Origin of the sequence: Maritalea porphyrae (assembly GCF_030159895.1) — a bacterium.
GTDB classification, from domain to species: domain Bacteria; phylum Pseudomonadota; class Alphaproteobacteria; order Rhizobiales; family Devosiaceae; genus Maritalea; species Maritalea porphyrae.
This window is the reverse complement of record NZ_BSNI01000002.1, coordinates 2,216,068-2,229,782: the sequence shown is the minus strand read 5'-3', so window position 1 is coordinate 2,229,782 and position 13,715 is coordinate 2,216,068. Positions and strand designations below refer to the sequence as shown.

The following is a 13,715-nucleotide window of genomic DNA, read 5'->3' as shown; positions in this document are numbered from 1 at the left end:
GCATGGCAAAAGACAAGAATGCGACCCAAATAAACCAGCAATTGGTGTTGGACCTACCTGTTGAAACAGCGATGGGTGAGGCTGATTTTGTGGTCGGTGCTGGCAATAAGGTCGCCTACGACCATTTTCTAGTGGCTAACGAATGGCCAGCTCAGGTCAGTGTGCTTTTTGGTCCGCCAAAATCGGGGAAAACGCACCTAGCTGGAATTTGGGCAAAGCATATGGCGGCTGTTCGACTTTCCCCGGGTGATGAATGGCCGGAGTATTTGGAAAGCGATTTGCTCGTGGAAGCAGCCGACACGCTATGGATGGGCGAAACAGCTTTGTTCAATTTGCTTAATCAAGCTATGCGCTCAGAGTTTCGCGTTGTGCTTACAGCTATTGCGCACCCAAACGAATGGGACTTGCGGACAAACGATGTCCGCTCACGCCTTCGTCTTGCGCATTCGGTGGAAATTGCAGCGCTTGATGATGCGCATTTGATGCAACTATTTGTGAAGCTTTTTGATGATCGTCAAGTGCAAGTCGATCCATCTCTGATAAGCTATATCTTGCCACGGATGGAGCGATCTCCAGCGCAGGTGGTGGCACTCGTTGAGAAGATGGACGAGCTGGCATTGGCACAGGGAAAAGCCATTACAAAGCGCGTGGCAGCAGAGGCGCTCGAGGACTTGGCTAAGGCGTAGTTTAGGCAACGCAATATTGTAACGTTATTGCCATAAATCTGGGCTAAGTTTTTGAGTGAAAATGATTTATTGAGGCGCGAAATGTCGTGCCTGATTTGAGGCAACACATGGACAATATGACAACTGAAGACCTTGCTCCTGAAGTCGATGCATTGTGGAACAGCCCTGCGCGATTTGTGAACAGGGAGGTGTCTTGGTTGCAATTCAATATGCGCGTGCTTGAAGAAGCTGGTAACACAGCGCATCCTTTGCTTGAACGACTGCGTTTTGTTTCGATCTCTGCTAGCAACCTTGATGAGTTTTTTATGGTCCGCGTTGCGGGGTTGAAAGGCCAATTGCGGGCAGGGGTGACGCGCTTAAGTGCGGACGGCATGTCGCCTGCCGAGCAACTGGATGAGATTGCCGCTCTTGCGCAACACTTGCATCTCGAACAACAGGACAGTTGGCAAGAAATTCGTGAAGCGCTTGAGAAAAAAGACATTGTGTTGCATGAGGCCGACGAATTGTCGGATAAACAGCTCGAATATCTTGAGCAGATGTTCAAGGATGAAATCTTTCCTGTTCTTACCCCAATGGCAGTCGACCCTGCTCACCCATTTCCGTTCATTCCAAACTTAGGCTTTTCGTTAGCGTTTGAACTGAAACGTCCAGACGAGGACGAGACACTTACGGCGCTTGTTCGGGTGCCGAACAATGTTGAGCGTTTTGTCTTTATTCCTGAGGAGTTGACGCTGGGCAAACGTATCGAGATGGTCACCATCGAAACCCTCATCAACTTGTTCTTTGAAGGCATGTTTCCGGGGCATGATGTGGTTGGCGCCGGTGCGTTTCGTGTCATTCGTGACAGCGAAATGGAAATCGATGATGAGGCTGCTGATCTTGTTGTGGAGTTTGAATCTGCTTTGCGGCAACGCCGTCGTGGTCAGGTGATCCGGCTCGAAATCGAGCGCTCAATGCCGCGCAAATTGCGTAAGCGGATCGCCGACGAGTTGCGTGTGGGGCAGGAAGATACGTTCGAGGTTGAAGGCTTTTTGGCGCTTGCGGATGCGTCAAGCATTTGCTCGATTGACCGCTCGGAATTGAAGTTTAAGCCGTTCAATGCGCGTTTTCCAGAACGCGTGCGGGATCATCATGGTGACTGTTTTGCGGCCATCAAGCAAAAAGATATCGTAGTACAGCATCCCTATGAAAGCTTTGATATTGTTGCGCAATTCTTGATGCAGGCGGCGAGCGATCCGGATGTGGTGGCGATCAAGCAGACACTTTATCGCACGTCTAACAATTCTCCGATTGTGAAAGCGCTTATTCAGGCAGCAGAAGCCGGTAAGTCTGTAACCGCGTTGATCGAATTGAAAGCGCGGTTCGATGAAGAAGCCAATATTCGTTGGGCGCGAGACCTTGAGCGCGCAGGCGTTCAAGTGGTGTTTGGTTTTATCGAATGGAAAACCCACGCCAAATTGAGCCAGGTCGTGCGACGCGAGAAAAAAGGCAAGTTGGTTTCTTACTGTCATATCGGAACAGGAAATTATCACCCGATTACGGCGAAGATTTATACTGACCTTAGCTATTTTACGACCAACTCAACGATTACACGTGATGTGGCACGGGTGTTCAACTTCATTACGGGCTATGCGCGCCCGACAGCGCTTGAATGCATTTCGGTTTCACCGATGTCGTTGCGCAGCACTTTGTTGCAGCATATCGATAAGGAAATTGAACATGCTGAGGCTGGCGAGCCTGCCAATATTTGGTTCAAGATGAATTCGTTGGTGGACCCTAAGATTATCGATGCGCTCTATCGCGCGTCGCAGGCCGGGGTACAGGTTGAACTGATTGTACGAGGCATTTGCTGTTTGCGCCCCGGGATTCCAGGTTTCTCCGACAATATTCGGGTAAAAAGCATTGTTGGTCGTTTCCTTGAGCACTCACGAATCTTCTGCTTTGGGCAGGGCCACGAAATGCCATCGCGCAAAGCGGCAGTTTACATTTCTTCCGCTGATTTGATGCCGCGCAACCTTGATGGACGGGTTGAGGTGTTGGTGCCGCTGTTTAATAAGACAGTGCAGCGACAAGTGCTTGATAGGATCATGGTCGCGAATATCAATGACAATCAGCAAAGCTGGGAAGTGCTTCCGGATGGTACTTCGCGACGAATCGAGCCACAAGAAGGGGAGGTTGCGTTTAACGCGCATGAGTATTTCATGACCAACCCAAGCTTGTCGGGCCGTGGCAGCGCTTCAGCAAGCGACGGGCTTGTTGAAGAGGACGATGATTGATCCGGTCTTTTGTTAAGTCGCTGAAAGCACCGACAGCCCAAGGTCGTATCACCGAGGGGCAGCCGATTGCTGTCCTTGATATCGGGTCCAACTCCGTTCGACTGGTCATTTACGAGCGTCATATTCGTGCGCTAACCCCGATCTACAACGAAAAAGTGGCTTGCGGTTTAGGGCGCGGTATTGGCCAAACCGGGGCGTTGGCGCAAGACAGTGTGGATCGTGCTTTGATCGCAATGCGCCGTTTTGCGCTTGTTTGTCAGATGACCGGCGTTGGAAACCTGCATATTCTTGCAACAGCTGCTACGCGCGACGCGAGTAATGGCGCAATGTTTATTGCAGGTGTCGAAGAAATTATGGGCGCGGCGGTTCGGATATTATCCGGCGAGGAAGAAGCTCACTTTGCGGCGCTTGGAACGATCGCTGGTATGCCGCAACAACAAGGGATGCTGGGTGATTTCGGCGGTGGCAGCCTCGAATTGGCAATTCTCGACGGTCAGCAACCCGGTGAAGGTGAAACGCACCCGCTAGGCGCTATTCGTTTGCAAGACGACAGCGGGAATTCTGCTGCTAAGGCACTTAAAATTGCACGCAAGGCGCTGTCCGCATCGAGCTTAATTGGCAGCGTAAAGCGCACCGAATTCGTTGCTATTGGTGGCACGTGGCGTGCCTTGGCAAAGGTTCATCAAATTCGTACAAACTACCCGTTGTCGATGGTTCAAGGATATCGGGTTGACGCTTCGGATATGAGTGAATTGTGCAGTCAAATCATTGAATTGTCGCAGAAAGGCGAATTGCCTGAGGAAGCGCAGCGTCTTTCAAGCAATAGACGTGATTTATTGAGTTATGGTGCGGCAGCACTTCAGGCTGTATCGGAAGTTGGGAAGTTCAAAACGGTAAAGTTTTCGGCGCTTGGCGTGCGTGAGGGCTATCTATTTGGCCAGCTTGATGATGCGGAGCAGCAAGTTGATCCTTTGCTTCAAGCCTGCGAAGAGCTGTCTATCTTGCGTTCGCGTTCTCCCCAACATGCTCAGGATCTAATCGAGTTCTCCGCAGCATTCCTGGACGCAATTGGTTTTGAAGAAAGCGATGCACAGCGGCAATTGCGAAATGCTGCTTGTTATCTTTCTGACATTTCTTGGCGTGGGCACCCAGACTACCGAGGTGTACAAGCAGTTGACGCAATCGCTTATGGATCATTTGTTGGTGTTGATCATGGGGGACGTGCTCATTTGGCCAGATGCTTGGCGGTACGCTATTTGGGGCTCAAACGAAAACATTTGGAAAATGACGCAGTGCTTGCCTTATGTGCTGAAAAGCACGCGCAACATGCGGACATGATCGGTGCACTGTTCCGAGTGGCATATTTGTTGTCGGCAGCGATGCCAAATGTATTGCCACAAATTAGCTGGCAAAAGACCGAGGACAAGTTGCAGTTGGTTTTGCCCGCTGGGTTTGAAGTGTTGGCGGCCGAGAAGATGCTCAGACGGCTTAATCAGCTGGCCACCTTTTTGGACTTAGAAGCTGAAGTAGTTTCTGCCTAGTCGTTGACCTCGAGATCAACTTTGATCGGAACGATGCCTTCCGGTGTTGCGCCAAGCGCTAGTTTGCCATTCTTGATGGCCAACGCCTTGTCGCCGAACACGTCGCGACGCCAGCCAGAAAGCGCAGGGACATCAGCGTTGCTGTCCAAGACGATTTGATCGATGTCGTCACTTGAGGCGATAATGCGCGGCGCGACGCCTTCGCTTTCGCTAACGGCCTTTAGCAATACACGAAGCAAATCGCCGATTGCCCCTTTGGGCGACGGGCCATTTGGTTTTCGCGGCACTTTGGGTAGATCGTCTTTGTCGATCTTTTGAACTTGGGTGACGATTTTGATGATTTCATCTGCCGAAGATGAGCGGCCAAAGCCTTTAGAGAATGAGCGCAAACGATCAAACGCTTTTGGCGACGTTGGCTGTTGCTGCGCTAACTCGTAGATCGCATCGTCTTTGACTACACGGCCACGCGGTACGTCTTGCTGCTGCGCTTTACGTTCGCGCCAAGCGGCGAGTTCTTTCATCATCGCTAAATCACGCGGCCGATTGACTTTCATTTTCAATCGTTTCCACGCATCTTCTGGTTGCACGAGATAATTGTGGCGATCCATCAACGCTGCCAATTCGGCTTCAATCCAAGGCAGTCGGTTCTTTTTCTCCAATTGCTCAAGAATGTGCGTGTAGCAATCGCGCAGGTGAGTCACATCGCCAAGGGCATAGGTAAGCTGCTTGTCGGTGAGTGGACGATGAGACCAATTGGTGAAGCGTGAGCTTTTGTCCACCTGGGTGCCGGTGATCTGGCGGACCAAATTGTCATAGGAGATGCTGTCGCCGAAGCCGCAAACGGCGGCCGCCACTTGTGTGTCGAACACAGGTTGTGGTGCGTTGCCGGACAGTTTGACGAAAATCTCTATGTCTTGCTTCGCTGCGTGGAAGACTTTGACAACCGACTTGTCTTGAAAGAGATCGAACATTGGGGTGAGGTCGATATCCTCGACCATCGGATCAACGATCACCGCATCTTCAGGCGTGGCCATTTGCACCAGACAAAGAATTGGCCAATACGTTGTTTCGCGCAGGAATTCTGTATCTACTGTGACAAAATCAAAGGTTTTTGCTGCATTGCAGAAGTTGGCCAAGTCCTTCGTGGACGTGATGATTTTCATATTATTCTTTTTATCCGGTTGCGCGTTTGAAACGGCGTCGTTTTTGGTTTATTGGTTGCGCGCTAGTGTGCGGTTTTTCTAGCAACTTGCAACCCTTGATATGGCTTGAACTCATATGAGCCGGACGATTTGGGTGCAGATGCTTGACAAATGGCGCACATCATGCGCTTTTCCGCGCAAAATTTCCCAAACGGATTACCGGGATTGGTATTGAAAATGCATCGCTATCGTAGCCATACTTGTGCTGATTTGCGCAAAACTCATGTTGGTGAAACTGTTCGGCTTTCAGGCTGGGTACACCGTGTTCGAGATCATGGCGGGGTTCTGTTCATTGACCTCCGCGACCATTACGGCATGACACAATGTGTTGTTGACCCAGATTCGAATGCGTTCGGCTTGGCTGAAACATTGCGCTCAGAATTTGTTATCCGATTGGATGGTGAAGTTAAGGACCGCGCAGAAGGCACAGCGAACGCAGATTTGCCCACAGGCGATGTGGAAGTGTTCATTCGCGATATCGAAGTACTTGGCGCTGCAAAAGAATTGCCAATGCCCGTGTTTGGCGATCAAGAATACCCCGAAGATATTCGACTTAAACACCGCTTCTTGGATTTGCGTCGCGAACGGATCCACAACAATATCGTGATGCGTTCTAAGATCATTTCCCACCTGCGTTCAACCATGGTTGAGCAAGGCTTTATGGAATATCAAACGCCAATCCTTACGGCTTCTAGCCCAGAAGGCGCGCGTGATTTCTTGGTGCCATCTCGTTTGCATCCCGGTAAATTTTATGCGTTGCCACAAGCGCCGCAGCAGTTCAAGCAATTGCTGATGATCTCCGGCTTTGACCGCTATTTCCAAATCGCGCCGTGCTTCCGCGACGAAGATGCGCGTGCTGACCGTTCACCGGGTGAATTTTACCAGCTCGATATTGAAATGAGCTTTGTGGAACAAGAAGACGTGTTCCAAGCAATTGAGCCTGTTTTGCGCGGCGTGTTTGAAGAGTTTGGTGAAGGCAAGCCCGTCACTAAAGAATTCCCACGCATTCCATACGCAGAATCGATGCGTAAATACGGTAACGACAAGCCAGACCTGCGTAACCCAATTGAAATGGAAGCGGTAACAGAGCACTTCGCGGGGTCTGGTTTTGGTGTTTTCGCCAACCAAATTGCGAACGACCCAAAAGTTGAAGTTTGGGCAATCCCAGCACCAACTGGCGGATCACGCGCATTCTGTGACCGTATGAACAAGTGGGCACAGGGCGAAGGTCAGCCAGGTCTTGGCTACATCTTCTTCCGTGACGGTGAGGGTGCTGGCCCGATTGCTAAGAATATCGGCCCTGAGCGCACCGCAGCGATCCGTGATCAGCTTGGTCTTAAAGATGGCGATGCGGTGTTCTTCGCATGTGGCGTCCCATCCAAATTTGTAAGCTTTGCCGGTGCTGCCCGCACAAAGGTGGGTACAGATCTCGACTTAATCGACAAAGACCGCTTTGACCTCTGCTGGATCGTTGATTTCCCAATGTTTGAGTGGAACGAAGACGAAAAACGCGTCGACTTCTCTCACAACCCATTCTCAATGCCACAAGGTGGCTTGGATGCTTTGGAAAACCAAGACCCTCTGACCATCAATGCCTACCAATACGACATTGTTTGCAATGGCTTCGAGCTAAGCTCTGGTGCGATTCGGAACCACCGTCCGGAAATTATGAAAAAAGCCTTCGACATCGCTGGTTATGATGAAAGCATTTTGTATGAGAAGTTTGGCGGCATGTTGCGTGCTATGGAATATGGCGCGCCACCGCACGGTGGTATTGCACCAGGCATCGATCGTATCGTGATGCTGTTGTGTGGCGAAGAAAACTTGCGCGAAGTGACAGCATTCCCAATGAATCAGCAAGCTGAAGATTTGTTGATGGGCGCGCCATCTGACGTTTCGGCTCGCCAGTTGCGCGAATTGAGCATTCGGCTGAACTTGCCGAAGGAATAGCGGTTTCGCTAAGTCTTTGATATTTAATGTATTGGCGGCGCCGTGAGAGATCACGGCGCCGCCTTTGGTTAATTCGGTGTTAATCCTAGTTCAGTACAAGCTAGGTGTAGTCAACAGTTACGTTGCGTGGCCGATTTGAAATCACGGATTTCACATGTCCTGATGTTCTTCAGTGCGATCCTTGCGTTCGCGCCGGTTATCTCTGTCGACTATTTGATGGACGCTTATGTGCGCATGCGCGGTATGCAAGAGATCAAAATGTCAATTAATGGCATTGTTGAGGAAACACAGCGCACCGTCGAATCCGCTACAGAATCTTTGCAGAGCCTAACCGCCCGTAGCCCTTCATTGTGCACACCTACCTTTTATCGCGCGGCGGCGGCTGAAATGCGCGCAAACTATTTGATGCGTCAGTTGATCGTGAATTCGACGGATGGGGCGCTGCAGTGTGCGCTTTATGGCGATAAGTTCAGCTATACTGCGATTACCCCGACCATGAGCATGCCGGGCGGGCCGCAGGAAATGACGGTCGTCCGCATCGACGACAATGCGTTTCCGCTGCTCAAAGTGTCGTTGCGGGTGCGTCCAGGCAAAGAAGTTTCAACATTTGTGCCGATTAACGCACACATGTTTGATGATGGTCATGGTGCGGTTGAAAAGTCGATCATGACGCGTTTCGCGCTCACCAGCGGCCTGACAATTTTTGAGTTTGGTGATCCGGCGCGCTATTTTGACGATCCACACCCTCAAGAGAACTTTCTGTTTGCACAGCAAGTGGCGCAAAATGTGCCAATTTCTGTATCCGCTGCGATCCCTCTTGATTTGATTGCAGCAGAATATGCGGACCTTCAGATTGGCTTCACGCTTGTTGCGAGTTTGGCGAGCTGCATTTTCTTGTGGCTATGCGTGCAATATGTACGACGCTCACAAGCGCCCACATTTGATCTTGAGCGCGCAATCAATGATGGAGAGCTCCGTCCGCGCTACCAGCCAGTGATCGATTTGCAGACGGGCCATATTGCCGGTTGTGAAGTATTGATCCGTTGGGAGAAGCCAAATGGCGAAGTCATATCACCGGGCGCATTCATCGAATATGCAGAGCTAAGCGGCTTGGCGATTCCAATGACTTTGTCATTGATGGAGCAGGTGCGAGACGACTTGGAAGATTTATGCGATCGCCATGCGCACCTTAAAGTTGGCATCAACTTGTTTGAGCGTCATTTCCGTGATGGTTCGATCGTTGAGGATGTGCAATCGATTTTTGGTGCTACCAATATTCGATATAGCCAATTGGTATTTGAAATTACCGAACGGCAACCATTGTCCGACATGGGCGGTGTAAATGCGGTGATTCACGCATTGCGTGATCTTGGTTCGAAGGTTGCGCTTGATGATGCAGGCACCGGGCACTCGAACCTTGCTTACATCCAAAAGCTTGGTATCGACATTGTGAAAATTGATCGTGTTTTTGTCGAACTGATCAAGCATCGCAACCAACCCGTTCCCGTTGTTGATGCACTGATTAGCATGGCCAACGATTTGGGTACCGAGATCATTGCTGAAGGTGTTGAAACTGAAGAGCAGGCGCTCTATTTGCGCAAAAAAGGCATACGCCAGGCTCAAGGATTTTTGTTCGCGCCTGCGCTGCCTGTCGATGCCTATCTGGCACTTGCCGAGCGCATGAACAATGAAGAAGTTCAGCTTATTGACGAACTGGATCAAGCCAAGGTCGATGACCTTGTTGGCTTTGTTGATGATGAACATCGCGAAATTGGTGTCGACTATGGCGACATGCCGGGAATTGAGGGCGCAGCCGAACTAGAAACAAGTGAAGCGACGGGCGCCGATGATGATCCGGATTATGTGGCGCCCGTTGTTGAGCAAGAAGAAGAAATCATGATTGGCGGTGATGAATCGTCCGACAATGAGGGTGAAAAAGCTGCGGCCTCGTAGTGCTTGCCTGTATCCAAAATCATACTAAAGTATAAATTGGGCGTGAAAGCTGATCTGACGCTTTTCTTTTTGCCGGTTTAGTGGCAGACCAGATCAGCAATTTCAAAGAGGTAAGCTTGATGACGCAAGATCCACGTGATGCGCAAAATTCAATTCACGAAGCAGCACTGCATTTTCATAAATATCCGAAGCCGGGTAAACTGGAAATTAGACCCACAAAGCCTCTGGGTAACCAACGCGATCTAGCACTAGCTTATTCACCAGGTGTTGCGGCACCGTGCGAAGAAATAGCCAAAAATCCGGCTACCGTTTCTGACTACACGTCACGTGGAAATCTTGTTGCCGTTATTTCAAACGGCACCGCAGTTTTGGGTCTTGGTGCGATCGGCGCGCTGGCTTCTAAGCCCGTGATGGAAGGAAAGGCTGTCCTTTTCAAAAAATTTGCCGGCATTGATGTTTTCGACATTGAAATCGATGAAGAAGACCCGGGCAAACTTGTTGATGTCATTGCACCGCTTGAGCCAACATTTGGCGGTATCAACCTAGAAGACATCAAAGCGCCTGAGTGTTTTGAAGTCGAAGAAGCGCTGCGCGAGCGCATGGAAATTCCGGTATTCCATGATGATCAGCACGGTACCGCCATTATTGTGGCCGCTGCTGTTATCAACGGTTTGCGACTAGCCAAAAAGAAGATTGAAGACGTCAAAATCGTCACATCAGGGGCAGGGGCTGCAGCAATTGCCTGCTTGAACTTGTTGATAAGCCTTGGTGCGAAACGCGAAAATATTTGGGTGGCGGACCGTGATGGTTTGGTGACCAAAAATCGCTTGAATTCGATGGATCGTTGGCGGGCAGCTTTTGCGCAAGACACAGATAAAACCACCATGGCGGAAGTCATGGACAACGCCGACGTGTTTGTTGGATTGAGCGCTGCGGGCGTATTGAAGCCTGAATTGCTCAAAAAAATGGCGCCGAATCCCTTGGTAATGGCTTTGGCCAACCCAATTCCTGAGATTATGCCTGAATTGGCGAAAGAAGCGCGTCCAGATGCGATGATGTGCACTGGCCGCTCTGACTATCCGAACCAAGTGAACAACGTTTTGTGCTTCCCGTTTATGTTCCGCGGCGCGCTAGATGTTGGCGCAACCGCCATCAATGAAGAAATGAAGATGGCGGCGGTACACGCCATTGCCAAACTGGCGCATGAGCCTGCGCTTGAGGCATCGACAGCAGAAGCAGGCGCAACGTTCGGCCCAGAATACCTAATTCCAAATCCATTTGATCAGCGCTTAATCTTGCGTATTGCTCCTGCGGTTGCCAAAGCGGCAATGGAGAGCGGCGTTGCAACTCGCCCCATCGAGGATTTTGACGCATACCATGATCGTTTGAACCGTTTCGTGTTCCGCTCAGGTATGGTGATGAAGCCAATTATCGATATGGCGCGGTCAAGCAACAAGCGCGTCGTCTATGCAGATGGCGAAGATGAGCGGGTGTTGCGTGCAGCGCAGGTTGCACTTGAAGATGGCATTGCCAAGCCAATTCTTATTGGCCGTCCAGCAGTGATTGAGCACCGGATTGAAAAGTTTGGCCTGAACCTTGAGTTGGGCAAAGATGTTGAAGTGATCAACCCCGAAGATGATCCGCGTTATCGCGATTATGTTGATCTGTTCCACTCACTTGTTGGCCGCTCTGGCGTGACACCAGATACTGCGCGGACGATTGTGCGGACCAACACCACTGTGATTGGTGCGCTTGCGGTTAAACGTGGTGAAGCGGATGCTTTGATTTGTGGCTTGCAAGGGCGCTACATCAAGCACGTGCGCGACATCAAGTCGATAATTGGTCTCGATGAGAGCGCCAGCGATGTCTCCGCGCTTTCTATGCTGATTATGCGTCGCGGTGTGTTCTTCTTCGCTGATACTTATGTGACCATGGATCCAAGCCCAGATGAGCTTGTGGAAATTGCCTTGCAGGCGCAGGATCACTTGAAGCGCTTCAACATTGAAGCCAAGGCCGCGTTGCTTAGCTATTCGAACTTTGGCTCGCGTGATGGCGAAACCTCTAAGAAGATGCGCTTGGCCTACAATAAGCTGAAAGCTGCGGCACCTGAAATGATCATTGAAGGTGAGATGCAAGGCGATTTGGCGCTCAACCAAATGTTGCGCGAACGCTATATTCCGAGCAGCGATTTGAAAGGTGAAGCCAACTTGCTGTTGTTCCCGAATCTGGACGCTGCCAACTTGTCGATGACACTCATTAAAGAGCTTAACGACGCTTTGTCCGTTGGTCCGATTTTGATGGGCACGGCAAAACCCGCGCACATCTTGTCGCCATCTGTTACCAGCCGCGGCATCGTCAATATGACCGCCGTCGCTGTGTCAGAAGCAGTTGGTGCGGACGCGAAGTAACGTCCGCAACACCTTGCAAAGCCTACTGAAATGCCGTTTCCGCGAACGATCTGAGTTTGCGGGAATGGATTGAGTGGGCGGGCTGTTGACGCAATATTTCCATTGCGCGTATGCCGATTTCCAAGTGTTTTGAAACTTGGGTGCGGTAGAAATCGCTGGCCATGCCAGGCAGTTTCAATTCGCCATGTAGCGGTTTGTCTGAAACACACAAGAGCGTGCCATATGGTACGCGGAACCTAAAACCGTTCGCAGCGATCGTTGCACTTTCCATATCTAGTGCGATAGCACGTGATTGCGACAATCGCTGTGCAATTTCGTTTTGGTCGCGCAATTCCCAATTCCGGTTGTCAAAAGTCGCTACCGTTCCAGTGCGCATGATCCGTTTTTTGTCCATTCCGGTAAGCTCGGTGATTTCACCGACCGCCTGTTCTAGGGCGACTTGAACTTCAGCAAGGGCGGGAATCGGTACTGAAATTGGTAGATCCGCATCGAGAACGTGGTCTTCGCGCACATAGGCATGGGCAAGAACATAGTCACCTAACTCCTGCGAGTTTCGCAGCCCAGCGCAGTGCCCAAGCATAACCCAAGCGTGAGGGCGCAGCACTGCAATATGGTCAGTGATGGTTTTGGCATTTGATGGGCCAACACCAATATTGACCATCGTAATACCAGATCCGTGCTTTGCTTTGAGGTGATAGGCTGGCATTTGCGGTTCCCGTGGCGGTTTTTTGCCAGTAGGGGCTTCGCCTACATTTTTGTTGTGCGTGATGACGTTTCCAGGCTCGACAAATGCGTGGTAGTCGGGGTGACCTTCTTCCATCCATTTGTGTGCTAGGCGGCAAAACTCTTCGATATAGAAGCTATAGTTGGTGAACAGCACGAAATTTTGGAAATGCTCGGGCTGCGTTGCGGTGTAGTGCGACAAGCGATGCAACGAATAGTCCACGCGCGGCGCTGTAAATGCTGCCAACGGGTAGGGGCCTCCCTGTGGAGGAATGAACGTGCCGTTGGCGATTTCATCGTCCGTATGTGCCAAATCTGGCGCATCGAAAATGTCGCGCAACGGGATGCCCAATGCGTTGATAGCTTCGCCATCCAGTGTTGTAGTCGGGTCGAGCGCAAAATGGACCGGAATCGGTGTATCTGACTCACTAATAACTATCTCGCACTCGTGATTCTTCAAAAGCTGGGCGAACTGCGCGGTGAGATAGTATTTGAAGAGCTCAGGTTCAGAAATAGTTGTTTGATAAATACCAGGCGAGTGCAGAAAGCCATACGGCAAATGTGAATCGATCTTTTGGAAACTGCGTGAACGCACTTTTGCCATCGGATATGTTGCCCGAACACGCCCTTTTGGCGGGTTGCCTTTGGAAAGTTCTTGCACCGCGTCGCGAATAAACTGCGTATTGCGGTTGTAAATCTCAGCCACATAGTCGCGAGCCATATAGGGGTCACTGAAAGATTTTTCCGGCAAAGGTTCTGGGCGAAGTATATCCATTTGAACTCCATTATTGTTTTTGTTTTTTTCGTTCTGCTGCACCAAGCAATTGGTTTTGGTGCCAACATTGCGAAAGCATATCTGGTGTTTTTGGTTTTGTCTTTATGCACAATCAGAAGATTTTTTGATCACAAGAATGTGACGCCTCTTTAATCACAGAATGGGAGCACCATATCGGTTTTGTGCGGTTGGCTTATTGCC

Annotated in this window: 8 protein-coding genes; 6 read left to right on the top strand and 2 right to left on the bottom strand. The window is 50.5% G+C overall.

All coding sequences use genetic code 11. The annotated features are described in order from the left end of the window. The first annotated feature begins 2 nt into the window (after nucleotides 1–2). The 3 genes from QQL65_RS14230 to QQL65_RS14220 all read left to right on the top strand — a co-directional run bounded on the left by QQL65_RS14230 (nucleotide 3) and on the right by QQL65_RS14220 (nucleotide 4,503). The gene (locus QQL65_RS14230; RefSeq protein ID WP_284365622.1) at nucleotides 3–686 is read left to right on the top strand and encodes a P-loop NTPase family protein; all 684 of its coding nucleotides are present in this window, start codon (nucleotides 3–5) and stop codon (nucleotides 684–686) included. 107 nt (nucleotides 687–793) lie between these two features. Continuing rightward, entirely contained in the window at nucleotides 794–2,962 is a 2,169-nt protein-coding gene (locus tag QQL65_RS14225) for an RNA degradosome polyphosphate kinase (RefSeq protein WP_284365621.1), read from the top strand. Further along, complete coding sequence (locus tag QQL65_RS14220; RefSeq protein WP_284365620.1) at nucleotides 2,959–4,503, top strand: Ppx/GppA phosphatase family protein; 1,545 nt, start codon at nucleotides 2,959–2,961, stop codon at nucleotides 4,501–4,503. Before QQL65_RS14225 ends, QQL65_RS14220 begins: the two co-directional genes overlap by 4 nt. On the opposite strand, the gene rnd is transcribed toward QQL65_RS14220, so the two are convergent. Continuing rightward, a complete protein-coding gene (rnd, locus tag QQL65_RS14215; protein WP_284365619.1) occupies nucleotides 4,500–5,666 on the bottom strand; it encodes a ribonuclease D in 1,167 nt (388 codons plus the stop codon). The genes QQL65_RS14220 and rnd overlap by 4 nt on opposite strands. A 216-nt stretch (nucleotides 5,667–5,882) precedes the next feature. Here rnd and aspS point away from each other — a divergent pair, with 216 nt between their 5' ends. The 3 genes from aspS to QQL65_RS14200 all read left to right on the top strand — a co-directional run bounded on the left by aspS (nucleotide 5,883) and on the right by QQL65_RS14200 (nucleotide 12,016). Beyond that, complete coding sequence (gene aspS / locus QQL65_RS14210) at nucleotides 5,883–7,655, top strand: aspartate--tRNA ligase (RefSeq protein ID WP_284365618.1); 1,773 nt, start codon at nucleotides 5,883–5,885, stop codon at nucleotides 7,653–7,655. Nucleotides 7,656–7,781: 126 nt separating this feature from the next. Continuing rightward, nucleotides 7,782–9,608: an EAL domain-containing protein gene (locus QQL65_RS14205; protein WP_284365617.1), complete on the top strand. Its 1,827-nt coding sequence runs from the start codon at nucleotides 7,782–7,784 to the stop codon at nucleotides 9,606–9,608. 119 nt (nucleotides 9,609–9,727) lie between these two features. Next, on the top strand, nucleotides 9,728–12,016 hold the full coding sequence (locus tag QQL65_RS14200) for an NADP-dependent malic enzyme (protein WP_284365616.1): 2,289 nt from the start codon (nucleotides 9,728–9,730) through the stop codon (nucleotides 12,014–12,016). Between the two features lie 22 nt (nucleotides 12,017–12,038). Here QQL65_RS14200 and QQL65_RS14195 read toward each other — a convergent pair whose 3' ends face one another. Then, the gene (locus QQL65_RS14195) at nucleotides 12,039–13,514 is read right to left on the bottom strand and encodes an AMP nucleosidase (protein ID WP_284365615.1); all 1,476 of its coding nucleotides are present in this window, start codon (nucleotides 13,512–13,514) and stop codon (nucleotides 12,039–12,041) included. Nucleotides 13,515–13,715 lie beyond the last annotated feature (201 nt).